19 protein-coding genes are annotated in these 25,079 nt (G+C 42.0%); 12 read left to right on the top strand and 7 right to left on the bottom strand.

Features of this window, described 5'->3' with window-relative positions; genetic code table 11:
• Nucleotides 1-51 precede the first annotated feature (51 nt).
• The 6 genes from VK664_RS24865 to VK664_RS24840 all read left to right on the top strand — a co-directional run bounded on the left by VK664_RS24865 (nt 52) and on the right by VK664_RS24840 (nt 10,259).
• On the top strand, nt 52-894 hold the full coding sequence (locus VK664_RS24865; RefSeq protein WP_461401427.1) for an alpha/beta fold hydrolase: 843 nt from the start codon (nt 52-54) through the stop codon (nt 892-894).
• A complete protein-coding gene (locus VK664_RS24860) occupies nt 884-1,375 on the top strand; it encodes an RNA polymerase sigma factor (protein WP_461401426.1) in 492 nt (163 codons plus the stop codon). The genes VK664_RS24865 and VK664_RS24860 overlap by 11 nt, the downstream gene beginning before the upstream one ends.
• Nucleotides 1,368-1,976: a hypothetical protein gene (locus VK664_RS24855; RefSeq protein ID WP_461401425.1), complete on the top strand. Its 609-nt coding sequence runs from the start codon at nt 1,368-1,370 to the stop codon at nt 1,974-1,976. Before VK664_RS24860 ends, VK664_RS24855 begins: the two co-directional genes overlap by 8 nt.
• Nucleotides 1,977-2,220: 244 nt before the next feature.
• On the top strand, nt 2,221-3,015 hold the full coding sequence (locus VK664_RS24850; RefSeq protein ID WP_461401424.1) for an acetoacetate decarboxylase family protein: 795 nt from the start codon (nt 2,221-2,223) through the stop codon (nt 3,013-3,015).
• Nucleotides 3,016-3,017: 2 nt separating this feature from the next.
• Nucleotides 3,018-5,141 carry an NAD(P)-binding protein gene (locus VK664_RS24845; RefSeq protein ID WP_461401423.1) on the top strand — a complete coding sequence of 708 codons (2,124 nt, stop codon included), beginning with the start codon at nt 3,018-3,020 and terminating at the stop codon, nt 5,139-5,141.
• 6 nt (nt 5,142-5,147) lie between these two features.
• Nucleotides 5,148-10,259, top strand: coding sequence for an adenylate/guanylate cyclase domain-containing protein (locus tag VK664_RS24840; protein WP_461401422.1), 5,112 nt, complete (start codon nt 5,148-5,150; stop codon nt 10,257-10,259).
• A gap of 15 nt (nt 10,260-10,274) precedes the next feature.
• Here the strand turns inward: VK664_RS24840 and VK664_RS24835 are convergent, their stop codons facing one another.
• Together VK664_RS24835 and VK664_RS24830 are read right to left on the bottom strand one after the other, a co-directional pair.
• A complete protein-coding gene (locus tag VK664_RS24835) occupies nt 10,275-10,748 on the bottom strand; it encodes a Dps family protein (RefSeq protein ID WP_461401421.1) in 474 nt (157 codons plus the stop codon).
• Nucleotides 10,749-10,961: 213 nt separating this feature from the next.
• Nucleotides 10,962-11,471: an SRPBCC family protein gene (locus VK664_RS24830; protein WP_461401420.1), complete on the bottom strand. Its 510-nt coding sequence runs from the start codon at nt 11,469-11,471 to the stop codon at nt 10,962-10,964.
• 208 nt (nt 11,472-11,679) lie between these two features.
• Between VK664_RS24830 and VK664_RS24825 the strand changes: the two genes are divergently transcribed.
• Nucleotides 11,680-11,946 (top strand): helix-turn-helix domain-containing protein, encoded by a 267-nt coding sequence (locus VK664_RS24825; protein WP_461401519.1) that lies wholly within the window; start codon nt 11,680-11,682, stop codon nt 11,944-11,946.
• 17 nt (nt 11,947-11,963) lie between these two features.
• On the opposite strand, the gene bla is transcribed toward VK664_RS24825, so the two are convergent.
• Nucleotides 11,964-12,770, bottom strand: a complete 807-nt coding sequence (gene bla, locus VK664_RS24820) for a subclass B1 metallo-beta-lactamase (RefSeq protein ID WP_461401419.1) — start codon at nt 12,768-12,770, stop codon at nt 11,964-11,966.
• Between the two features lie 113 nt (nt 12,771-12,883).
• Here bla and VK664_RS24815 point away from each other — a divergent pair, with 113 nt between their 5' ends.
• The 3 genes from VK664_RS24815 (at nt 12,884) to VK664_RS24805 (ending at nt 18,473) form a co-directional block, all read left to right on the top strand.
• The gene (locus tag VK664_RS24815) at nt 12,884-13,243 is read left to right on the top strand and encodes a hypothetical protein (RefSeq protein WP_461401418.1); all 360 of its coding nucleotides are present in this window, start codon (nt 12,884-12,886) and stop codon (nt 13,241-13,243) included.
• A gap of 441 nt (nt 13,244-13,684) precedes the next feature.
• Nucleotides 13,685-16,969, top strand: a complete 3,285-nt coding sequence (locus VK664_RS24810; protein ID WP_461401417.1) for a SusC/RagA family TonB-linked outer membrane protein — start codon at nt 13,685-13,687, stop codon at nt 16,967-16,969.
• 49 nt (nt 16,970-17,018) lie between these two features.
• Nucleotides 17,019-18,473: a RagB/SusD family nutrient uptake outer membrane protein gene (locus VK664_RS24805; RefSeq protein ID WP_461401416.1), complete on the top strand. Its 1,455-nt coding sequence runs from the start codon at nt 17,019-17,021 to the stop codon at nt 18,471-18,473.
• A 208-nt stretch (nt 18,474-18,681) separates the two neighbouring features.
• On the opposite strand, the gene VK664_RS24800 is transcribed toward VK664_RS24805, so the two are convergent.
• From VK664_RS24800 to VK664_RS24790, 3 genes are all read right to left on the bottom strand, one after another.
• Nucleotides 18,682-20,166, bottom strand: coding sequence for a Gfo/Idh/MocA family protein (locus tag VK664_RS24800; RefSeq protein ID WP_461401415.1), 1,485 nt, complete (start codon nt 20,164-20,166; stop codon nt 18,682-18,684).
• 99 nt (nt 20,167-20,265) lie between these two features.
• Complete coding sequence (locus VK664_RS24795) at nt 20,266-20,637, bottom strand: SDR family oxidoreductase (protein WP_461401414.1); 372 nt, start codon at nt 20,635-20,637, stop codon at nt 20,266-20,268.
• A gap of 16 nt (nt 20,638-20,653) precedes the next feature.
• Complete coding sequence (locus VK664_RS24790; protein ID WP_461401413.1) at nt 20,654-20,788, bottom strand: hypothetical protein; 135 nt, start codon at nt 20,786-20,788, stop codon at nt 20,654-20,656.
• 317 nt (nt 20,789-21,105) lie between these two features.
• Here VK664_RS24790 and VK664_RS24785 point away from each other — a divergent pair, with 317 nt between their 5' ends.
• On the top strand, nt 21,106-21,372 hold the full coding sequence (locus VK664_RS24785) for an autorepressor SdpR family transcription factor (RefSeq protein ID WP_461401412.1): 267 nt from the start codon (nt 21,106-21,108) through the stop codon (nt 21,370-21,372).
• 21 nt (nt 21,373-21,393) lie between these two features.
• On the top strand, nt 21,394-22,050 hold the full coding sequence (locus VK664_RS24780) for an SdpI family protein (RefSeq protein ID WP_461401411.1): 657 nt from the start codon (nt 21,394-21,396) through the stop codon (nt 22,048-22,050).
• 183 nt (nt 22,051-22,233) lie between these two features.
• On the opposite strand, the gene VK664_RS24775 is transcribed toward VK664_RS24780, so the two are convergent.
• Nucleotides 22,234-24,783 carry a TonB-dependent receptor gene (locus VK664_RS24775; RefSeq protein WP_461401410.1) on the bottom strand — a complete coding sequence of 850 codons (2,550 nt, stop codon included), beginning with the start codon at nt 24,781-24,783 and terminating at the stop codon, nt 22,234-22,236.
• Between the last annotated feature and the right edge of the window lie 296 nt (nt 24,784-25,079).

Below are 25,079 nucleotides of genomic sequence, written 5' to 3'. Positions count from 1 at the left end.
TAACAATTTTCATGTTTTCGGTTCAAATGAAAAATTTAAATCTGACAAATCATGAAAAAGACAGCGATTCTCATCTCAATGATTTTATTGGCCCAGTTCGTAATTAGTCAAAAAGCGATATCCGTCGCAAAATCAGGTACAGGAAGTCACATTATTTTTTTGCCGGGATTTACCGTTCCAGGGTCCGTTTGGGAGGAAACAATAAAAAACCTTGATAAATCCTATACCAGCCACCTGGTGTCTTATGCTGGCTTTGATGGATTAAAAGCCATTGATACGCCCTGGTATGATGCTATTAAAAAACAATTGGCAGACTATATCAGGAATGAAAAACTTTCAAATATTACTTTGATCGGGCATAGCATGGGTGGAAATTTAGGGGTTGACATAGCTGCGGAAATGCCAGATCGTGTGGCTGGACTTATAATTATTGAATCACTTCCCTGCATGAGGGAGTTAATGATGCCGGGAGTTCCGGCCAGCAGCGTAACATACAACAACAGTTATAATACCAGGCTGCTCGTAGTGTCACCTGAAGATTTCAAAAAAATGGTCAATGGTACCTCTGCATATATGACCAATGTAACTTCAAAAGTTGAAGAACTTAATAACTGGTCTATCAAAGCCGACAGAAAAACTTATGTTTACGGTTACACTGATCTGCTTAAACTCGATCTGAGGGATAGACTGTCCGCTATCAATACCCAGACACTCATACTGGGTGCATCTTTCCCGGACAAAAAAGTGATATTATCCAACTATGAGAAACAATATAGCAATCTGAAAAATAAGGAAATCGTGATAGCGGACTCCAGTAAACATTTTATTATGTTTGATCAACCCGCATGGTTATACGCACAGGTAAATAACTATTTAAACAAACATGCCAAATAACGAGGTTCTCTTCGAATCCCTGCATCAGGAATACCGCTCTATGGTTCTGCAGATGTGCCTGGGTTTTATGAAAGGAGACAGCGACCTGGCGAAAGATTTATCCCAACAGGTTTTTATCAATACATGGCAGGCGCTTAGTAAATTTAAAAATGCTTCAAGCCACAAGACCTGGATTTACAGGATCACTGTCAATACCTGCCTGAAGTACATCCGTGATAAAAAAGACAATTTCAAAATTCCGATAGATGATGTGCATACTGTTGTTGCTGATGATCCAAACCAGCTTTCAGCTACCAGAAATCAATCGTTATACCTGGCAATCGGCCAGCTGGGTGAAGTGGATAGATTAATCATAATGATGATCCTTGATGAACTTGAGTACCAGGAGATTTCGGCTATTGTCGGAATCAGCGAAGGAAATCTTCGGGTTAAAATCCACCGAATAAAAAAACAACTCAAAAAAATACTTGAAAATGAGTGATGAGTTAGATGACCTGAAAAAATTGTGGCAGGATTCGAAAAGCAATAATCGTGATAGTTCCGCGGATATTTTGAATACCATTGTCATAGCCAGGCAGCAAATGAAGCGTGCTGCCAGGTTGCAGCTGACTGGTTTATTCATTTTAATAATCATTGCAACAGGTCTCTGGGCATTTTTTTCGTATGTCGCGAGGTTTCAGCAACCCATCAGCATTATAGGTGCCGGTTTAATGTTAGGCGGCATTATACTTAGGATTATCATAGAATTGTTCAGCATCTTCCTGTCAGTCAATATTGACCTGGCGGAACCTGCTATCAAGACCAACAACGCTTCTTTAACATATATCCGCTTTCGAAAAACAGTGAACGGTCCCATTACAGCTATCATCCTTATCCTATATACAATCGGTTTCTATATGCTGACCCCCGAATTCAGCTTGTATTTCACTATCCCTGTTCTCATTTTGATTGATTTGTCTTACCTGGTTGCAGCGATAATTTTTACCTGGTTTATCCGCAATGCTGTGAAGAAAGAAATGAAGATATTAAAGCAAGTTCTTCGGATCACCAATGATCTGAGGGGGACGAATGATCTGAGTTGAGACGAATGATCTGAAGGGAGACGAATGATCTGAGTTGAGATCAATTATCTGAGGCCGGAAGAATGATCTGGGAGAGCCGAATGATAATCTGACTTAAAAAATTTCATAGTGACCTGAAATAAATGCTAAATTAGTGTAAACACTTATTTTTACCCTGTAATTACATCAACCTTCGACAGTTTTCTGGTTTATAATGTGTGTGTTATAATTTAAAATAATTGATCACCCCCAAACCAACCCCCTCATGTCTGTAACTATTGACGATCACCAAAGATTGGATGCATTACAGCAATTTCCCCTGGAAGGCAGCTGCAAAGGCCGGTTTGCCTTCGGCAATGTTAATGCAGATTTTGCCCAGTCACTATTGCCTTCTGAGTTAGTTTTGGCACCTCAAAGCTACTCTCCGGCCGGACAACATCCACTGCTGTTGATGTTTAATGACACCCACCTCAATTCGAATCCGAACGTTGAGAAACATATCCTGGGCGGTGTATTGCCTGAGTTAAAGCTACACTACTATGAATTTATTGTGATGTTACCTTATGTTCAGTTTTCAGACAGCAGGTATGACTCAAAGGGGCCGTATTGTTATTTGCCGGTCCTATACCTGGACAGCTATGCAGCGGTGGCAGGGGGAAGATTGTTCTGGGAGTTCAATAAAGAAATGGCGGATTTTACGGTTGATGATAGCAGTTATACAGTAACGGCGAGGTCTACAGGTAAACCGATGCTTTCTGCTACCACCGGGATCATGAGTTTGATGGAAGCTGACAGCACTGTGCAGGGCTTCGAGGATATCTCGCCAATGTTGGTATTACCGGTTATAGAGCACGGACCTTATGGTTATGTAAGCTCGGTTTACAAAATTGATTTTGAAAACATAGATATAGCGCCTGCAGGGCTTGAACTGGTTAATGAAACCTCTTCTTACCTCCCGGAAGGCATATTCAGTTCTCCCAGCATTCTCGAACAACCGCTTGGTGCCTTTTACATGAATTATAACTGGGCGCTTTCATACATCGAATTCATAAAATTCTAAGCATGGCAGTACAAAAAATCGCGGTTTTGGGTGGAGGAATGGGCTCACTGACTTCAGTATTTCAGCTAACATCTGATCCGGATTGGAAATCAAAATATGAAATCACTGTGTACCATATGGGATGGAGGCTGGGTGGCAAGGGTGCCAGTGGTCGTAACGCTTCCGTAGGGCAGCGGATTGAGGAGCATGGACTTCATCTATGGTTTGGCTTTTATGATAATGCATTCAATATTATCCAGGAGGTGTATAAAGCCAACAACCGAACCCCTGGAAGTCCCCTTGCAACCTGGGAGGAAGCGTTTACCGGTTATGATTTTATAGCGCTGCAGGAACAGGTTAATAACGAATGGCAGAGCTGGCCATTTGTATTACCTACAAATTCGATAACGCCAGGTTATGGTGGACCACCGCCAACCATGGAAGATTTTGTACAGAAGATCGTGAATTTTATTCTTGATCGACATGAAGAGTTTATTCAAAAAACTTCTGCCCCTGTCCAGGCAAAGGTGCATGCGTCCGGGATAGCCGGTGAATTCGCGTGGCTGAAATTAAAATTCGGCGAACTCGTAACGGATGTTGAACATGCCCTGGAAAACACGGGCGGATTTCTTTTGCATGCAGCTTTGAAAGCCGCGATTGCCGGTGAACACCTGCTTGTAAAAGAGATATTAGGTCATTTTATGACCTGGTTGAAAGGTATCGCGGATGGTGTGATGGATCATGATACCGAACTGCGAAGATTTTTTATCATGGCAGATCTGGGTGTTGTCTCTGTGGTTGGTATGGTAGAAGATAATGTAATAGAAAAGGGATTTGATGTAATAAACAACTATGACTACCGGGACTGGCTGGCCAAACACGGTGCCACGGAAATCTCCATCAATTCTACAATTGTTCAGGCGGTTTATGGGCTTGTTTTTGGTGGGAAGGAGCAATATACTTTCGAAGCGGGAGTTGCAATGAGAGGACTGTTAAGGCTTGGTCTTACTTTTAAGGGACATGTTTATTACCGGATGATGGCGGGTATGGGGGACGCGATTTTTGGACCAATGTACCAGGTGCTCCTTCAACGCGGGGTTAACTTCCAGTTCTTCAACAAAGTAACTAATCTTGGTCTTGATATTCATAATAACATCAGCACGATTTCCATCGATGTGCAGGCAACACTCGCTGAAGGTTATACAACTTATGATCCGCTGGTAACTGTAAATGATTTGCCTTGCTGGCCGAATTTCCCTAACGTCCAATACCTGGCACAGGGCACAGAGATCGCGCAACAAAACGTGAACCTGGAATCTTATTATTCAACCTGGCCGGCTGTAAAACAAAAACAACTGATATATGGACAGGATTACGATCTAGTGATACTGGGTATTTCAATAGGAGCCTTGCCAACCGTAGCCAAAGAACTCATACTGAAAAGTACCGCCTGGCAAAACATGGTAAAAAATGTTGTCCCGGTAAGTACTATTGCCTTTCAACTATGGCTCAATACTACCATCGCTGATATGCAATGGCCTTTTGTTAAAGACGGCCTTGCCCTTCTGGGGTCTTTCCAGGAGCCCTATGATACCTGGGCAGATATGAGCGACCTGATTGACCGTGAAAGCTGGCCGGCTGGCTTTACACCGGCTAACATCGCATATTTCTGCGGGCCAACACCAGCACCAAATGCCGGCCAGATTCTGCAAAATGCCATGCAATCAAATTTTACCGACACTAATTTTCCAACCGTTCAAACGGACTTTGCAAAACAATGTGCATTGGATTACCTGCAACAATTGTCGACATATATCTGGCCAGGTATTTCAAAGGGGCAGAACGATTTTGATTTCAGTAAACTCATTGATCTCAAAAATGGCCAGGGACAAGCGCGGTTTGATGACCAGTTTTTCAGGGCGAATATCGATCCTACAGAATTGTATGTTATGTCATTCACCGGTAGTTCAGCTTATCGCCTGAACACCGATCAGACACATTTATTTCCTAACTTATATATTACCGGCGATTGGATCAACAATGGTTTTAATGCTGGTTGCATAGAAGCCACTGCAATGGCCGGATTACAAACTGCCCGGGCCATATCCGGACAGAACTTTGAGATTCCGGGAGAAAAAGATCTATAAAAGAACGTGGTTACAATTAAGGGATTTGAGTCTATTGAAACGATGGTTGATGCTCCGCTTTTTAGTATGATGCGGGTAGAGGATTTATTGCGCCATGAAAAATTTATCGCGAAGGTTTATCGTAACCCAAACGAGCACCAGATACAATCTTTGAAAAACATGGTGCAGCTTGTGATAGAAAAAAACTGGAGCGAAGCCCTGCAACCTCTGAATGTTGTACAGGAGCAAGGTTCAATAGCGGTTATTTTCAAAGATAGTGCAGGCTTCATATTGCAGCAGTATATTCATCAACAGAAAAAAATTAAACCAACTGCGTTTGTACGCCTGGCCCTTAGTATATGCCGCATGTTGTCGGCCTTTCATGCAGGGGGATGGATTATAGGCAATTTGCGGCCTGAACATATTTTCATTGATCCTGATAAAGCTATCTGTAAACTATCAGATTTCCGGAAAGCCTCACGCGTCTTCAAAAAAGAAACGGATAATTATTCTGCCTTTGCCAGTGCCGGAGATCTCGACTATATAAGTCCCGAACAAACCGGGCGCATAAACCAGGTAATTGATTTTCGTTCTGATTATTATTCGATCGGTGTTATATTTTATGAAATGCTTACCGGGCGACCTCCATTTGTCAGCACCAGTTCCTCGGAGCTGTTGTATGCACATATCGCCCGGCAGCCAGCAGCATTAAATGTGGTTGATCCTTATCTTCCGCAAGTACTAAACGATATCGTATTGAAGTTGTTGGCCAAAAATCCCCAGAACAGGTATCAGAGCACAACGGGATTGATCCACGATCTTGAGCAATGCATTCGATTTTTCAATGATGATAATTACCGCGAAAATTTCAGGCTGGGGGAAAAAGACTATGTCAGCAGGATAACTATTTCTGCAAAATTGATGGGGCGCGATCCCGAACTTGTTCTGATGAATGATGCCTACCAGCTTGCAAAGATGGAAAAAAAACAGGCCCTTTATATCGGCGGTTATTCAGGTGTTGGTAAAACCCGGTTGGTACAGGAGTTTCAGCGCACAATGGTAGAAACATCCACATTTATCACCAGGGCTAAGTTTGATGCTCTTCAGCGAAATTCCCCATACACTGCCCTGATCGCTGCCATGCGGGATCTCATAAGGAATTTGTTGCGTGAAGACGAAGATAAATTCATTTATTGGAAGCGTAGGCTAATTGATTTCCTGAAAGGTAATGGACAAATTGTTATCAATGTAGTTCCGGAACTTGAAATTCTCATCGGCAAGCAATTCCCTGTCGATGACTTGTCGCCTGATGAATCACAAAATCGATTCCAGCAAACCTTTTCAAATTTTATCGCGGCTTTTAGTTCAGACGAACATACACTGATCGTTTTCCTTGATGATTTACAATGGGCCGATCTTGCATCTATCAAGCTCATTGAACTAATAGTTCTAAACAATAGTATCAGGAAGTTCTTTTTTATTGGTGCTTACCGGGATCATGAAGTTGATCCTACACATGCACTCGTAATTTCGCTTGCAAGGCAACAACAGCGGTCTGATATCAAGGAAATAAAGTTGTTGCCACTGGCAAAAAACACGATAGGTGATTTTATTCTTGATACTTTGCAAAACCAGGTTGAGAGACCCGCTCAACTGGTAGATCGGATATTTCAAAAAACACAGGGTAATATTTTTTTTACAATACAGCTGATCACTTCACTGAACGAAACAGGTGTGCTAGCTAAAGATGAATCCGGTCTATGGCAATGGAGCGAGAAAGGATTGCTTGATTTCAACCTGGGCGATAATGTAGTTGAGCTGCTGATTCAGAAAATAAATAACCTGAGCGAACTTCAGAAAAAAATCCTGACAACGGGGGCTTGTGTCGGTGACAGTTTTGATCTGCTGACTGCAGTGAATCTTATCGACGAAAATTTATTTAAGGTTGCGGATGTATTGCCTGAAGTCATTAATACCGGCTACCTTATAGCCGCAGATGATAATCTTGATCATTATACACGGTCATCCCATAATATCAGCGAAACAGACATCAACCGTATTGGTAATGTTCGTTTCCAGTTTGCACACGACAGGATTCGCCAGGCCTGTCTCTCACTGGTAAATGAAGAAGAGATTGCTGTTATTAATCTCCGGGCCGGACAGTTCAAACTAAAAAATTACACTGCTGCAGAAATAGAAGAAGAAATATTTATTATTGCCAGTCATTTTAATAAAGGCAGACAGTTTATTAAGCAGAAGGAAGATTTTGACAATCTCATAGAGATAAATTTGCGTGCGGGCAGAAAGGCAAGCAGCGCAACGGCTTATGATTCCGCGATAAACTACTTACATCCTGGACGGCAATCATTAAACTTCATCGATCATTACCGGCAACTCTTTGAGTTTTACCTGCTGGGTGCAGCCTGCAAGTATCAGACAGGAAAATATGAAGAAGCTGAGAAAGACCTGGATGAATTATATGGGCATTCTCAAACCAGGCTTGATAAACTTGAAGTATTGATGCTGAAGGTGTATATGTACACTTCGAATGATGAGAAGGAAAAAGCGGTTGAGGCCGGTCGCACTGGTTTTGGACTTTACGGTTTATATATGCCAAGATCAAAGCCGGTAATAATGCTTGCCGTTTTTAAGGATATCATCAAGGCTAAATGGTTGTTAAGAGGCAAAATAATGGACAATTTGCCCCAACATGCCATTATGAAAGATCCTGAACAAATACGGTTTCTTGAATTTACTCTCGCCGTATCACCACCCTCATATCAATATGATCAGAATCTTTTTGCCTGGGGCGTAATGCAGATGGTCAATTATTCTTTGAAGTATGGTAATAACGGGGTTGCTTCATTTGGTTATATGGGTTATGGAATGATCCTGGCCCAATCATTTGGTGATTATCAGACAGGGAAGAAACTGGCTGACACAGGTATCCAGATTAACAAACAGCTTGGTTATACTGTTTTGAAATGGAAAATTGGAATGTGTTATCACAACTTTGTTCAACATTGGACACAGCCTGTGAGGCCCGAGTTTGATAATATGCAGGAGATCATAAATGGCTGTCTTGCGAACGGAGATCCAATTTACGCAGGCTACGGGATCTTTCATTATCACCAGAAAAAATTTGTTCTTGGTTTTCCCCTTCCTGAACTGCAACAGTCTTGTGAAAATTATCTGCGCGTAGTAGATCAGCGTGGGGACCTGGAAACAAGGCATTTCCTGGAAGGTTATTATCACGCCATCCGTTGTTTGCGCGGTATTGAAGACAGTATAATTTTGATGGGGCAGGCATTCAATGTGCCGGAACGGCTTTCTCAGATCGTCGCTTCTTCATCTTTCTCATGTGCAGCAGATACCTATATCGCTTACATGAATATTCTTTACCAATTCGGCTTTGTACAGGAGGCCCTTAAGCAATACCTGGATAGTGCCAGGTTTATGGCGTTTATATATCACCGTTATGAGTATGCGGAGTATAATTTCTATGGTGGCTTGATTTGTGCGATGGCACATGAAAAAAAATTTACACCTGCCCGCCCTTATCTTAAGATGCTCAATGTTCATCTTAAAAAACTTAAGAAATGGTGCGAATACTGCCCGGATAATTTTGAGCCCCAATATTTTTTGCTCCAGGCAGAATTGGCCAGGATCACTGGTAACACCGGGGGTACGGCAACTTTATATGAGAAAGCTATAAAAAGTGCAGATAAATATCTTTATATAAATTTCAAGGCGCTGGCAAATGAACTTGCCGGAAGGTATCATGCAGGTTCCGGCAACGCGATCATTGCAAAAACTTACCTGGATAATGCCAGGAATGCTTACCTGCAATGGGGAGCAATTGGAAAGGTCCGGCATATTGAGAAAGAGTTTAGTGAACTGGTCGGGCAAAGTATCCTGGAGAAAATGCAGATGGGAAATCAACCGGTCTCTTTACAGCATATTGATCTTAACCTTGTGCTGGAAGCTTCGCAGGCTGTAAACAGTGCAAAAGATATTAACCAGGTGATTGAACAACTGATGCAGACTGTTATGCAGAATTCCGGCGCCGATACCGGTTATATATTGATCCGGAACAGGGCAGACCTGGTAATAAAGGCATCGTATAATAATCGCGAGGGTGCAAGGTCTCTGACCGAATACCCGGATGCAGACCGGCTTCCATTAAAAAGCATCAGGTATGTTGCCAGGGTTAAGGAACCATCTATTATTAACAATCCATCCAAACAAACAGAATACAGCGCCCTGCCTTATTTTGCTTTGCATCAACCTCAATCGGTGTTGATCTTTCCGATACTTAAACAAGGAGATCTTTTTGGGATTTTATATCTTGAAAACTACTCAAACGAAGGGGTGTTTGATGCAAATCGCATTGGCCTGCTTAATCTGATTTCTGCTCAAATAGCCATGTTGCTTGATAATGCCAACCTGAACAGCAATATGGAGACACTTGTGAAAGAAAGAACGGTTACCCTGGAAACAGAAAAAGAGCAACTATCTGAATTGTTGAAAAATATTTTCCCCAGGGAAGCCATTGAAGAACTGAAAGCAACCGGAAAGACCACGCCACAACGTTTAGAAAATGTAACTGTGCTTATGGCGGATATAAAAGGCTTTTCAAAGATATCCGAGAAGATAACCCCTGAAGAATTAATCGGCATGATTGATAACTACTTCCGTGCCTTTGATGGGATCATGGGTAAATATGGGTTGGAAAAAATCAAAACGATCGGTGATGCATATATGGCAATCGGGGGCATAGGTAACACATTGGACAATGGTGCCGAAAAAATGATCATGGCTGCACTTGACATGCAGCAATTTGCAGTTAAGCAATTAGCCGGTGTTGACGAAAATGATAAAGTGGAACTAAGAATCGGGATACATACCGGGGTTGTTATTGCCGGCGTGGTCGGAGCAAAAAAACTGCAATATGATATCTGGGGGGATACGGTAAATATCGCTGCCCGGATGGAACAGAATTCTGAACCTTCAAAAATTAATATATCTGAAGCTACCTATCAGCAGGTAAAAGAGAAATTCAATTTTATTTACAGGGGTAAAATTGAGGCAAAAAATAAGGGCGAACTGGATATGTATTTTGCTGAAAAGCTTGATTGACGCCTCGTTAGTTTTTTATTTGAAATGCGCACGCAGCATCCATGCCATTTTCTCATGTGTTTCCATCAGGCTGGTAATAAAATCGCTGGTTCCGAGATCTTTCCATTCTTCAGCACTACGATCTATATTTTCACGCAGATGAATAATAATTGATTCATGATCTGATAGCAATGATTTCATAAACCCTGCACTATCGTTATTCGTTCTTGTTTCTTCAGTCAGATGTGTTTCTGCCAAAAATCCGGCAAGTGTAGCTTCGGCGTAGTGTCCGATGGTTCTGATACGCTCTGCAATATCATCTATGAGTTGTTCGAGCTCCTTATATTGCTCTTCGAAAAAGCGATGGATCGTGAGGAAGTCAGGACCTTCTACATTCCAATGTGCCCTCCTGGTTTTGATGTATAAAACATGTTCATCAGCCAACAGTGAGTTTAATGACTGAGCTACGAGTGCTGCGTTTGCAGGTTTAATTCCAATTTCTGTTTTCATTACTATTAATTTGCGTCAAAAAATATCGTTCGGAATGAAAGTAACTAATTTCCGGATCAGGCGGCTGGGAAGGCCGTTGAGCCGGTATGCATGATTTGCATTAAGAGATAGAGTGCGGAAATAGTTTTGAACGGGTATTAAAGATACAAATTTATATCAGGAATTTGATTATAACACTCTACCCGGGACACTATTCCAAATGGGTAAAATTAATTAATTAACAGATTTGCCGACTGCCGCAGAATCTGCCAGTCTTTTTTCGTCGGCAGTTTGTGGATTATCAGAGCGGTTGGGCTGACCTTTACCGGTAGTTATCAGGCCGAATAAGCTTTGCCGGATATACCGGGTCCATGCATTTGAACAAATATCGAAACATTCATATTCAGGCACCAGTCCCAGGTGAGTAACATTCACCAGTGTTTTGTTGCCGACTTCAGAAATTTCGAAAATTATCTTTGTATCCTTCCATTCACTATTGTCTTTTGTAAAGTTGAAATGGTTATCCAGGACATGCCAGACGACTTTTTTGCCAGGAACTACTTCTGTTAATTTTATGGTACAGGTATGAACATCTTTGAAATGATAATTAAATACATCATTCAATTTTGCTGTGCCTCCTACGATTTCTTCAGACCACCAACCGCGGACGTTTGTTATTGCCTGGAAAGCTTCAGCCGGGGTTTGATTTACCAATATACTTGTGTTAAAATCCGGAGTATTCATTTTTAAGGATTTTGATTTTTTAGATTTGTTGAGGCCGCCATAAAGTTAATGGCTTAATATGTAAGGGAGTGGGTGTGAAATAGACATTCTGTGGGGTTGATTCGGACAACATTATAGTGTAAATTGCTTTCTTAAGTTCTTATCATGAAACACGTGACTATCATTGTTCCTGAGGGGCAAACCAACTTAAGCAGCATCTTTCGAAGAACTGGCCTCAAAACTTGCAATCAGCAGGCGAAACTTCGACAGGCGTTTTATCAAAGCCACAGGTAATACCCCTGTTGAATATCGGCAGCGTGTTAAAGTTGAATTTGCAAAAAACACTTTGGAAAAAGGCAGGAAAAATATTTTTGAGGTAATGTATGAAGAGGGCTATTCAGATGATAAAGCTTTCAGAGAAGTGTTTAAAAAAATAACTGGCCTTTCGCCTTTGGACTACAGGGCGAAGTTTAACAAGGAGACAGTTATGGCTTAACTTCCTGGCCTGATTTGTTATTCAAAAAGTTTTATAGTATAATCAAATAATTCAGTTCCCCCTGATTTACCATGGCCGGGTATTACAATCTGAACATCAGGATAGGTTTGTTTAAGTTTACGAACCGTTGCAGGCCATGAGATTACATTTGCATCCTCCAGGTTACCTTTAGTGGCCCCGGTTTCCTTAATCAAACAACCACCGAAGATGACTTTATCTTCAGGATAGTAGCCTATGATATTGTCTTTAGTATGTCCTTCTCCAAAATATAATGCATATACTTTTGTATTTCCGACTGCCATTGTAAGACTGTCGTCAAAACCTTTCAGCATCTGGGTGGACTTATTGCCTTTGCTTTTCAGTAGACTGATTGTTTGGTTAGATGCATAACCTGAAATACCATATTGCTGAAAGGTTTCCAAACCACCAACACAGTCTTCGTGAAAATGTGTGGGAATGATGGCTTTGATGTTCCACTTTACTTTATTCGCATAATCTATCAATTCCTGCGAACTTTTATTGTCTGCCGGCGTATCAAAAATGATAGCTTCATTACCATTTACTACGATCATTCCATTACATTCTACTTTTCCAAAATCATTGGTGGTCAAAAATGACTGGTGTTCAAAAATATGATTTGAAAGCCTTTGAATAATTAAGTTTTCTGTTTGATAAACTATTGAATCTACCCTTATTATATCGGGTTGAAGTGCCATCTTTTCTATCTTATCATTCCGGGTCTGCGACTCCTGGCAAGAAATAAAAATTAATCCGGTAAACAGAAATATTTTTATTTGTCTTAGGTTACCTGTAGCTGATTTCATGTTATTTCATTTCTGTATGGAAGATAAACAGATCGCAGATTTCTGCTGCATATTTTCTGGCAAATGTTTTTTTACCGAAGGAAAACTTACCTTGAGGCCTCAAAGATATGTATATGAATTACGAAGACCTGGTAAAGAACCATGCAGGTGAGATGATCGAAAAACTAGTTAATGAAGTACTAAGTAAAGATAGCCTTGAGATCCATTTTGATTTTATGGACGATGAGCAATGGTCCGTTATCAATATGCACGTTTACGAAGAGGATAAAGAAATAGCTTTACGGGTGCATGCAGATAATTCGTATCACTTGTATTTTGGATATTATGATGACGAAGACGAATTTCACGAACTCATTCAGCCATTAACCGAAGAGGAAAAAAAGGTCATACCAAAAGGACTTCAGAAAGCCATGGAAAAAGTGGTGGCAGACGAACAAGGTCTGCGTTTACCCGGCAACTTTCTTTCGAGATAAAAAAGCCTTATTTATAAAAGAAGACTTTCCTTAAAAGAAAATTTGATATATAAAAGCACATGAGCTTTAGCATTAGCCTTAAGCTATGGCAATGAAACTGTTTTCCTACCGGTAGATTCCCTGTTTTTATTTTAGGGTGTTTTTTGTTGCTGCCTTAAAGCTGATGCGGGTTAAGGATGCCGCTTAACACAATTGCAGTTTATGCGGCGCGCCATGTTTCGAAATTCAATATATTTAATTACGATTCAACAAACCGTGTCGTTACCATACTAAATTATTATTTCAGTTGAGTAAAAACGGTTTTGTCATGCAATTCTGCTATCCACGCCCCGGGAAACTGCATCTCTTTGCAGCGATCATTTATCTTGACTTATCAGGCATTTGACCGATCAACCAATTAACGACAATCTTACTATTTGATCAAACTCAAACTTTTTGTCTATGAAGAAAAAATTACTTCTTTTTCTGTACATGACAATGTCGCTTTTCATCGTACATGCACAGTCTGTAGTTGAAATGCCGCGTGCTGCAGAGCCAGATTCCCGCCATATCAAATTTTCAGGATCAATTGACGTTCCGGGAAGTACCAATACATCGACTAATGTTGCTTCACTTGAAAAACTGATCACCGGAACTGTGACAGATGATAGCAGGAACCCTCTTAACGGGGTGAGCGTAACTATTAAGGGTACTTCAATCGGTACCACCACGGATGTTAACGGGAAATTTTCTTTGACAGTGCCGGACGGAAATTTGGGCGATAGCTTATTGTTTACTTCAATAGGATATGAAGAAAAGTTGGTGGCGATCGGTGGCCAGGATGTAATCAACATTGTACTGGATCCGGTCATCAGCAATCTCAACCAGGTGGTTGTAGTAGGTTATGGAACGCAACGCAGGGCCGCGGTAACGGCAGCAATTTCTTCAGTGCCAATGAAAGAAATAAAAGACATGCCTGTATCAAATGTTGCAACGGCTTTACAGGGGAAAGTACCAGGTGTCGTAGTTCAACAAAACAATGGCGCGCCGGGTAGCACCCCCGCTATAAAGGTGAGAGGGCTCGGTTCTATCAGTGCGGGCAATTCACCGCTTATAGTCGTGGATGGAAATATCGTTAGTCCCAATGTATTCAGCTTACTCAACAGCAGCGAAATTCAAAGCATTGATGTATTAAAAGATGCATCTTCTACAGCGATATATGGATCAAGGGGCTCTAACGGGGTCATCATTGTAACTACCCGCCGTGGTAAAACAGGCCGCACAAATATCAACCTGGATGTATATGGTGGTTTCCAGGAAGTAACAAAAACTATCGACCTGCTTAATTCGGCGGAGATGGTTGAACTTTCTAAAGAGGCTGCCAATAATGCTTACCTGGACAATGTTCCCGGTGCGAACATCTCTGATCCAAACAGCATGAGGTCAGTGTTGCGTTATCGCTATCCAAGAGGCGAAGTTTTTCCGTGGCTGAATTTTGATGATCCCCAGAAAATAGCAGAGCTTCCTGATTACGATCTACAGGATCTAATATTCAGGCGTGCACCAATCAGCAATTACCAGCTTTCTGTTTCCGGTGGAACTGATAAAGCGCAGTTTTTCATCGGGGGAGGATATCTTAAACAAGAGGGAATTATTAAAGAATCCGAGTTCGAAAGGTATACCGTAAGAGCAGGGGTAGATGTGAATGTTTCAAAAAAGCTGAAACTAGGCATAAATATAAATCCTTCTTACAGGGTGCAACAAGAGGTGAATGCCAATGGCCACTGGGCGGATAATGGAATTATCAATGCTGCCCTCTCTGCAGTACCTATGGCTCCTTTGTATGCAGCGGATGGTACCTATTCTTCAGAGACTGCAATAGCGGCACCGTATAACTGGCCGGGGATCACTAACCCGGTTGCAAATATAACTGAATTCAAAAGTGAACTTCAGACTACTAATCTTCTCGGAAACGCTTACCTCGAATTCGAAATAATTGACAACCTTGTTTATCGTGCTTCAGGAAATGTGAACCTGAATTCAAACCGCCGGAATGCATATCGTACCTCAGCAATTGTATTGAATCAATTACTCCCGCCCAACCTCCCGATCGCTCACGCGTTTTCTGACCAGGGTTTGAGCTGGTTATTCAATCACACGCTAAGTTATAAACGCTCATTTAATGATGATCATAACATTGACGCATTAATAGGAATGGAGAGCTACAAATCGAATTATCAATCGAGCAGGGCCGATGGTTCCACCTTTGCAAATGATATTGTTCAGACGCTTAATGCCGCCGGGCTGCCTACTGCGGTGACTTCATTTAAAACCCAGAATGCTACCAACTCGTATTTTGCCCGGGTTGGTTACAGCTATAAAAATAAATATCTCGTGAATGCTTCTATCCGGCGTGATGGAGCCTCCGTTTTTGGTCCGGAAAATCGCTGGGGTACATTCCCTGCGGGTTCCATTGGCTGGCGGATCACAGAAGAAACATTCATGAAAAATTTTGACTTCTTATCCGAAGCAAAGCTTCGTGTTAGCTATGGCATGTCTGGAAATAATGCGTTCAATAACGATTATCCATATGTTGCTTCCGTGAGTTCGGATAATTATAGCTTTAATAATAACCTGGTAACAGGGCTTGCACCCAGCTCGTTGGGAAACGCAAAACTGGGTTGGGAAAAAAGCAATCAACTGGATGTTGGTCTCGATATCGGTTTATTTAATGACAGGATTTACCTGATTGCAGATTATTATATCAGGAATACAAAAGATTTATTGCTTTCCGTAAATGTGCCTACGTTGACGGGCTTCAGCACTGCGTTTAAGAATATCGGTGAAATGGAAAACAAGGGATGGGAATTTGCTTTGAATACACGCAACCTAACCGGGGCCTTTACCTGGAATACCGGTCTTAATCTATCTTTTAACAGGAACAAGGTTTTAGCACTAGGACCTACAGGAGATGCCATTAAGAGTGGAAGCGGAGTGGGGGAAACAAATATTACATTGATCGGCGAACCTATCGGCAGTTTCTATGGATATAAACAGATAGGCATTTTCAAAGACGATGCTGAGCTTAGTGGTTACCCGCATACACCTACCTCAAGAGCTGGTGATGTAAAATATGAAGATGTCAATGGTGATAAAGTCATCAATGCAGACGATAGAACCGTGATAGGAAATAACCAGCCTGATTTCATCTATGGCATGTCCAACACCTTTAGCTTTAAAAACTTTGATTTGAATATAGCCATCCAGGGCGTTGAAGGACCAAAGATTCTTAATCTGGGCAGACGATTCTTTGAAAACGTGGAAGGATCACAGAACCAGCTTTCACATGTTCTGAACCGGTGGCGCTCTCCATCTGATCCTGGTGATGGGTTAATTCCAAGGGCAAATGGAAGCACCACTGGCATGAACAACGCTGTTTCATCACGCTGGGTAGAAGATGGCTCTTATCTCCGTATCAATAATATTACAATCGGATATCAATTGCCGAAACAAATCCTGCAACGTGTTTGGCTGCAGCAGGCAAGGATCTATTTCGCTGTTCAGAATGTTTATACCTGGACCAATTATCTGAACTACAATCCGGAAGTAAGTAATTATGAAGCGTCCACTCCTGTCACTAATAATGCCGGGGCAACAGTAGCGGGTTCGCCACTTACAGGAGGTGTCGATTATGGCGCTTATCCGCTGGCACGCACATTCACACTTGGAATCAATCTTGGATTCTAAGCGTTTGTGGAAAAGAAAAACAGTTCAATTTTATCTAAACAATACAATTATGAAACCCTTCATCATATACAGTTTAATGATCTTTGGCAGCTTGCTGGCAGGCAGCTGTAAAAAAGACTTCCTGGACCTCACCCCGATTTCATCTGTAACAACTGACAATTTTTATCAGAATGCAAACGACATCAAAAACGCCATGAGCGGGGTGTACGCGTCTTTGCAAATTCCGGGCATTCATATTAACAACTATATTTTTGGTGATATACGTTCGGATGATACGCAACCCGTAGCCTCCGGATCAGTAACCGACCAGGATGAATTTGACCGTTTTTATATTCGCACGACCAATCCATTTATCCTGGCAAGATGGAATGATTCATACCGTGGAATATCGCGTTGCAATGCGGTGCTTGACAGAATTGGCGAGATCGAAATGGATGCTGCACTTAAAGACCGTACAATCGGGGAGACGAAGTTTATCAGGGCCCTGATTTATTTTCACCTGGTGCGTAGTTTCGGAGATGTTCCCCTGGTTGTAACGGAGATTAAGGATCCGGATGAAGGTTACGAATACGGGAGGAACCCTAAAGCCGAAGTATATGCGCAGATTGAAAAAGATCTTGCGGAGGCTTCTGCAGCCTTGCCTGTTTCATATACTGGTCCGGATATTGGAAGGGCTACCCAGGGAGCTGCCAAAGCCTTATTGGGAAAGGTTCTGCTTACTGAGAAAAAATTCTCTGAAGCTGCAACCCGGCTAAAAGAAGTTATTGCTTCCAATGTTTATGGACTTCTGCCAAATTATGGAGACGTATTTCGTGTAGCCAATAAAAATAATAAAGAGTCTGTTTTCGAGGTGCAGTTCAGGTCTGGGGGAGTTGGAGAAGGCAATCCATGGCCCAATTCATTTTCGCCTGAGAATTCCGGAAATGCTGTAATTGCATTTGGTGGTGATGGTAATAATCAACCTTCGGTTGATATGACTAATGCATACGAAGCCAATGATAAAAGAAAGGCCCTGTCACTTGCTACATCTTATGTTAATGCCAGCGGGGTTACCATTCAATATAATTTTGTAAAAAAATATTTTGATGTGCCGGCAACCAAAAATGATAACGGTAACAATATCCCGGTGATTCGATATGCAGATGTTTTACTCATGTATGCTGAAAGCCTTAACGAAACAGGATACCAGCCCGCTGGTGAAGCAATGTCATTTTTGAACGAGGTTCGTGTGAGGGGTGGGGTACCAGTAAAAACTGCTGGCGATATTCCAAATCAGCAGGCATTCCGCCTCGCTATTGAACAGGAACGCCGGGTTGAACTTGCGTTTGAAGGTCATCGATGGTTTGATCTTGTACGTACAGATCGTGCAATCACTGTTCTAAATAGCAAAAAAGATCAGTTGAGGCTTGTAAGGCTTTTGAACGCAAATGATATGGTGTTTCCAATACCACAAAGCCAGATTGATATAAACAGGGATAAGATCACGCAGAATCCGGGATACTGAAGAGAATTATGAATTATGAGTTATGAGTTATGAGTGAGTGATGAATGAGTAAGTTTGAATTCATCATTTAGTATTTCCCACTCATAACTCATCACTTATAACTCAAAACTTTAACTGGAGGTCTTTTAAATGTCATCTACCTGCATAAACAACAAAGGCCCTGATTATTCAGAGCCTTGTTTTAGCTGATTATGTTTGCTGAGAGCGATTAGAAACCTTTTCCAAGACTCCAGCCTTCTCTATAAGTTCGTTTTACAAACTGATTTGCTTCGTCAAAATTGGTGATCTTCATATTGGTGCCATCCCACAATAATTTTTTCCGGCCCGGATAAACAAATCCGCGACCATTTGCACCTGGTTGACGCAGATTATAACTCCGAATTGCCAGGTTACCCATCAGGATTGATTCTGTAAGTGGGCCCGAAAAGTCGAAGGAAGAAGTCAACCCTTTATGTAGGGGAGAGCCAAAACCTGCTTTACAAGCTTCGGCCCATTTTGCCTGGTGGCCATTTTCCGGCAATTTGACAACATTTGGATCAGGTGTAGCTTTAGGTACTTCTATTTTTTCACCATTGTTTTTATAAATCCGTGGATTGATACCATAGGTTTCGCAAACCATGATTCCTTTAGTGCCAATTAAGAGCACACCATTGGAGCTATCACGTTCTCCCAATGGATCATCAGCCGGAATAAGGTCCGGATGGAAAGGACGCAATCCTCCATCCTGCCAGTTTAGTTTTACTACCGATTTATTCTTCTTTGAAGCTGGAAATTTCAGCTGCACCAGTGATGAAGGAGGACATCCTTCAGGAATATATTCAGCATTCCAGTCTTTGATAAAGACCTGTCCAACACTGCATTCTACTTCTGTTGGATATCCCAGGCCCAATGTACGATAAGCCGGATCTAATAAATGGCAGGCCATATCGCCTAGTGCACCGGTTCCAAAGTTCCACCAACCTCTCCACTTGAATGGATGGTAGAGCGGATGGTAATCAACCATAGGTGCGGTTCCAACCCAAAGATCCCAGTTCTCAGGTGTCATGGTATCAGGTAATTTGGGCTTATCAGTCGGCACTGGTATACCCTGTGGCCAAACCGGGCGGTTGGTCCAGACATGTGCTTCACTGACTGTTCCGATAAGGCCCTTATCAAACCATTCACCCATCTGTTTGGTTCCTTCTCCCGATGCACCCTGGTTACCCATCTGTGTCACTACCTTAAAATTCCTGGCTGCCTCAGTTAACATTCTTGCCTCATAAATGTCGTGGGTCAGTGGTTTTTGTACATAAACGTGTTTGCCAAGTTGCATAGCTGTCATCGCTATAACAGCATGCATATGGTCTGGAGTGGAAACGGTAACGGCATCGATCCCTTTTTCCGTTTCCAGCATTTTTCTGAAATCTGAGTAACGTTTGGCATCAGGGAACCTTGTAGCGGATGCTTTACCGCTGCCCCAGTCTACATCGCACATGGCTACAACATTGTTGGCTCCCTTGTTGAAGGCATTGTTTATGTCTGAAGTTCCTTTTCCGCCTACCCCTATACCGGCGATATTTAATTTGTCACTCGGAGAGATATAACCTTTTCCACCCAGAACATGCCTGGGTACTATATAGAAACCTGCGAGCGACAATGCAGAATTTCTTATAAATTTTCGGCGCGAATTTGGATTATTTTCCTTTTGTTTCATCGAAGCAAATTTATGAATGGGATAAATCAGATAACCGCCTGAAATTACATAAAATGCTTCAGTTACATCTAACCCGATAAATGTTTCTTACCAAATATGTTAGTCGTCGAGGCTCCCCATGGTCAGGTTCACAGTGGTACCAGTCATCCCGCTTGCCATATCAGAAGCCATATAAACCGCAATGTTTGACATCTCATCAAGCGACATAAGCCTTTTTGTAAGTGTTTTGGCTGCAAGCGCTTCCTGCCACTGTTCCGAGGTCATTCCCGATGCCTTTGCACGAGGTTCGTACGCATCCCTGATCGTTGGTGTTTCCGGCATAGCCTGTGGGCGCAGTCCTAAAACCCAGATTCCGTGAGGTGCAAGCCCGACAGACAAGCGCCGGGTGAGCGATTCCTTTGCCGCCATAGCAACTCCGTAGCCTCCCATCAGGGGGATACCTGTTCTTGAAGGGATTGCGGTAATTGTCATGATAACGCCCGACTTATTAGGAAGCATATAGCGGGCCGCGACCCGTAAGAAAAAGCCTGGCTACCTTCGCGTGCAAATGTGGGAGCAACAGCCGCCCCAATCGGCCTCCTGCGCCATAGATAACTGCAACCTTATTTTCCAGGCTTTTCATTTTGAAGGTTTAGTCAAATGTTTTTAGCTGCTACCGAAGCTATGGTTATGCATAGATTCTACCCGGGGGTGATGTAGACATTGTGCCTGGTCGATTTAGACAAAGAAAATGCTGACTACCGCAAAAAGTCGATTTCGATTTTTGCCAGCTGAATGTGAAGTCGCATAATTCCTGGATTAAGATGAGAATAAATCAAGCAAAAGGAAAATCGGGATGACAGATTATTCGTGAGAAGAAAAATAAAATTAAAAAAATTTGGAATCATGAAATAATATTTAGACATTTGTCTAAATATATAATTAGTTAATCGTCTAAATATGAATAGTCTCTTCAAAGCATTAAATGATCCGACCAGGCGGGAGATAGTAGACTTATTAAAAGCAGGAGATATGACAGCGGGGGATATTTCAGATCATTTTAATATTTCGAAACCAAGTATATCTCATCATCTTGATTTGCTAAAGCAGGCTGATATTATATCTTCTGTTAAGCAAGGGCAGTTTATTTACTATTCATTAAATGCAACTGTCCTGGACGAGGTTATTGCCTGGTTTTTAGGGCTACAAAAAAAGAAAAAAAAATAACAACATGAAAAAAGTAAAATCATGAAAAAGCAATTATTAATCAACACGTTGATAGTCCTGGTTGCCGTATCTCCATTACTGTACTTATTATTTGCCTGGAACTCTATCCCCCCGACTTTTACTACCAGGTTTGAGTTTGACCAGGCAATAGAAAAAGTACAAACCCGGGAATCTCTTTTAACTGCCACAATTACTTTATCTGTGGTGTCTGTTTTGCTTTATATACTAATGCGGAATTTACGAAGAGTTGATCCCAAAGTAACCAGGGAGACACCGACATCTTCTTTCCATAAACTGGGGCTGGCAATAACATTATTCCTGGTTGTGATAAATTATGTTTTTATTCTTTCAGCGGAAAAACAAATAGTCATAGATAGTAAGATAGCAATTGGTGTTTTCGGAATGTTAATCATGACTATCGGCAATTACATGAATAACCTGAAACCTAACTATGTGGCTGGAATCAGGCTGCCCTGGACATTGAATGATCCGGAGAATTGGCGAAAAACACACCAGCTTGCGGCTAAGATTTGGTTTGCGGGGGGTATAGTTCTAATTATCATCAGTTTTCTTTTATCAAAGTCTATACTTATTCCTTCAACAATCATCTTATTTATTGCTTTGATTGTTATTCCTGGTTTGTATTCTTATAAAATTTATCGGCGCAATTTGAATTAATCAAAAGCCACAATCTTCTATTTTACCATTGCTTTCCTGGCGCCCCGCCATCATGTTTATAAAAACAAAGGCCTGTAAAATCCGGATTTTACAGGCCTTTGAATTGTATTCAGTAATTATCAATTGTATTCAGTGGTTATCCTGTTTATTGTTCCTAAAGATCGACTCAGGATCAGTTGCTTATTATTCTCGGAAATTGTAGCGCAGGGTAATGCCAAAGGTCCTTTGATCGCCGAGTACGGCTGCATAATGACCTGCGTTGCCACCTGCCGGTAATAACTGTTCAAAATAATCTTTATCAAACATATTTCGAACCCATATGAATGCGGAGAGGCCATCCGTTGTTCTGAACCCAACCCTGCTGTTAATCAGCGTATATCCGTCAATATTCAGGAAAGCTGAGGGCGAAGGACTGGAAGAAAACGAAAAGCGAAAATAGCCATCCGCTGCCAGGAAGAATTTTCCTGCTTTACCAAAAAATGCAGCCGGGGTATTGTATTCTGCGCCTAATGATCCCGCCCATTTGGAAATACCCGGAAGCTCTCCACCTGAGATATCTTTGAAAGCTAATTGCAAACCATTTTCGGTAGCACCGGTTTCTTCGAGTGGAAGAGGTGCGTTGTTAAATTTGATATACTCGGCTTCTGTATAAGCTAGTGCTCCATAAAAGGAAAAATGCTTTTGTGTTCTGAAATTCGCATCAATCTCGACACCACGTACCCTTACTTCTTCAGCATTAGCAATATATCCGCGATTGACTCCCAATTCCGGGGATTGAACGTTCGTCTGGTAGTTCTCGATATTTGTGTTGTGAAGAACGACGTTCAGGGTGAAATTATCAAAAGGGGAGGACTTAACGCCAAGTTCAAAATGCTTTACATCTTCTGGTTTAATAACCGCGAGGTCGGTTGCAGCTGCGCCGTTAACGGTTGGAAGTCCAGCGACATTCACACCAACCGGTTTAAAGCTGGTTGAGTAAGTAGCAAAAGTATTCAACCTTTTATTGGGCCTGTATGCAAGAGTAAGTTGATAAGTAAGATTAGTCTCATCGGCATCAGCAACATAGGACTGACTGCTGTACACCATATTCTTTAAAGCAAGCAAGGCAGGATCGGTTGTTTGAAGGCCACCTGCTGCCGTGCGGTCGTAGCTTACATCTTTTTTATCGTAGTTAAGACGCAATCCTGGTAACACGTGTAAACCCTTTACTACCTCCCAGTCAACATTTGTAAAGGCTGCAGCGCTCTGTGATTTGATGGAAGCTTTTGTGTAAATTCCATATCCTTCAAACAATCCTGGGGTCTTCCAAAGATTGCTGGTTGAGCTCTGTGAAAAACGCCATTGGGCCGAACCTGATTCTTCTGTACCATCGATCTTTACTTCCTGGTCAATAAAAAACAAGCCTAACACACCACTTAAGCGGGATGAAATCTCACCGGCATAACGGATTTCCTGTGACCAGTTGCGGTGCTTGGCAGGGTTTTGTGATTTAGCCAGGGCCTGTAACCCAGTAAAGTCGCGGTCATTGGATGGATCCCAATTCCAGTATCGCCAGGCCGTGGTGGAAGTAATTGTACCGGGGCCGAGTTTTGTTTCTCCGGTTAGCGATGCGCCACCCAATTCATTCCCTGAATTCCATGGCGTATCATGATCAATTTTACGGTCAAATGCATTCAGTGTGGGTAGGGTATAATTCAGATCTTTAATGATGGCGTCAAATTGACGATAGCCTGCGCGTTTGGTCTGCACTACACCAGCCACCACCTGGGCATATCCATCGGGACGCTGGCGCGAAACATCTCCCGCCAATATGATAGAAGTGTTTTCAGATGGTTTGTATAATATCTGCCCGCGAAAACCGAGGTTATTGATATCATTTGTAAATTTTGATGTGCGGATGTTTTCCACCAGTCCATCGCGTTGTGTACCGGAGAAAGAAAGCCTGGCTGCGAATTTCTTGCTTAAAGGCCCGGTGATGGAGCTTTTTGCCTGGATGTATCCATAGTTGCCATAGCTCACTTCAAAGTTGGCAGCGGGCGTGAAGCTGGGTTTACGTGTTGTTATGTTGAAAGCACCTGAGGTAGTGTTCTTACCAAACAATGTTCCCTGTGGACCACGTAACACTTCTATGCGTTCTACATCTACGAAGTCGAAAGTGGCTGCGGCCGGGCGTGCATAATAAACGCCATCCACGTAAAAGCCTACGCCCGGATCAAGACCGTCATTAGTAAGACCGAATGGAGAACCAAGACCCCTGATATTAATACCGGTATTGCGCGGATTGGAAGTATAAAGTTGTACAGATGGCACAAACTCCTTTACACGGTTAACATTGAATGCACCCGCATCTTCGACCTGGCTGGCGGTTACTACTGAAACCGGAATAGGTACATCCTGTAACAATTCCCTGCGACGGCGGGATGTGATAACAACTGTATCCCTTTGAAACAGGGCCTGCAACTGTATAACAAGATCGTTTGTATTACTATTCCGGATCACGCGTTCCTGGCGTTCATAGCCTGCGGATGTGATGACTAAAGTAAAAGGAAAGTTTTCATCAACCACAAGCGAAAAGTGACCGGTAGAATCGGCAACGGTTACGTTGGATTTGTTTTTTACGGCGACGGTACTAAAAGGTAAAGGCGCGTTAGTCTCATTTACTACGCGGCCTCTCAGTTGAGCAAATGTCAGTATGGGTAATAATAATCCCGAAATTAAGATGAGTCGTTTCACTGTATTTGAATTGGATGCATCCACTAAAACTAAAGACCGATATCTCTATAAATTTAGTAGACTAATTATGTAAAAAAATTTATGCCTTTGATTTTTTGTTGGTCATTAAGGGATAGGCCCGACATCGTTGAACGCAGCAGTTCGGTTGAAGCATAGTTGTTTTTTTAATTATTTATTTTGCAAACATAATGGTTTTTTATTAGTCCACTGATTCCATAGACTTATTTTATTTACACGGACTAACTGTTGTCAACTTGTAGTAGGCAAACAGTCTACCGGCACACATAAAAAGTTAT

This window comes from Flavitalea sp., assembly GCF_035489435.1.
Lineage (GTDB): Bacteria > Bacteroidota > Bacteroidia > Chitinophagales > Chitinophagaceae > DATHKG01.
Note: the sequence above shows the minus strand (reverse complement) of the source record. Positions and strands in the feature narration are given on the sequence as shown.

Excerpts from the sequence above, each read along its gene's own strand:
- VK664_RS24780 (WP_461401411.1), top strand. The coding sequence starts at position 21,394 with ATGAAAAAGCAATTATTAATCAACACGTTGATAGTCCTGGTTGCCGTA.
- VK664_RS24790 (WP_461401413.1), bottom strand. The coding sequence starts at position 20,788 with ATGAAAAGCCTGGAAAATAAGGTTGCAGTTATCTATGGCGCAGGAGGC.
- VK664_RS24865 (WP_461401427.1), top strand. The coding sequence starts at position 52 with ATGAAAAAGACAGCGATTCTCATCTCAATGATTTTATTGGCCCAGTTC.
- VK664_RS24850 (WP_461401424.1), top strand. The coding sequence starts at position 2,221 with ATGTCTGTAACTATTGACGATCACCAAAGATTGGATGCATTACAGCAA.
- VK664_RS24800 (WP_461401415.1), bottom strand. The coding sequence starts at position 20,166 with ATGAAACAAAAGGAAAATAATCCAAATTCGCGCCGAAAATTTATAAGA.
- VK664_RS24785 (WP_461401412.1), top strand. The coding sequence starts at position 21,106 with ATGAATAGTCTCTTCAAAGCATTAAATGATCCGACCAGGCGGGAGATA.
- VK664_RS24830 (WP_461401420.1), bottom strand. The coding sequence starts at position 11,471 with ATGAATACTCCGGATTTTAACACAAGTATATTGGTAAATCAAACCCCG.
- VK664_RS24845 (WP_461401423.1), top strand. The coding sequence starts at position 3,018 with ATGGCAGTACAAAAAATCGCGGTTTTGGGTGGAGGAATGGGCTCACTG.
- VK664_RS24805 (WP_461401416.1), top strand. The coding sequence starts at position 17,019 with ATGAAACCCTTCATCATATACAGTTTAATGATCTTTGGCAGCTTGCTG.
- VK664_RS24860 (WP_461401426.1), top strand. The coding sequence starts at position 884 with ATGCCAAATAACGAGGTTCTCTTCGAATCCCTGCATCAGGAATACCGC.
- VK664_RS24835 (WP_461401421.1), bottom strand. The coding sequence starts at position 10,748 with ATGAAAACAGAAATTGGAATTAAACCTGCAAACGCAGCACTCGTAGCT.
- VK664_RS24815 (WP_461401418.1), top strand. The coding sequence starts at position 12,884 with ATGAATTACGAAGACCTGGTAAAGAACCATGCAGGTGAGATGATCGAA.
- bla (WP_461401419.1), bottom strand. The coding sequence starts at position 12,770 with ATGAAATCAGCTACAGGTAACCTAAGACAAATAAAAATATTTCTGTTT.
- VK664_RS24795 (WP_461401414.1), bottom strand. The coding sequence starts at position 20,637 with ATGACAATTACCGCAATCCCTTCAAGAACAGGTATCCCCCTGATGGGA.
- VK664_RS24810 (WP_461401417.1), top strand. The coding sequence starts at position 13,685 with ATGAAGAAAAAATTACTTCTTTTTCTGTACATGACAATGTCGCTTTTC.
- VK664_RS24855 (WP_461401425.1), top strand. The coding sequence starts at position 1,368 with ATGAGTGATGAGTTAGATGACCTGAAAAAATTGTGGCAGGATTCGAAA.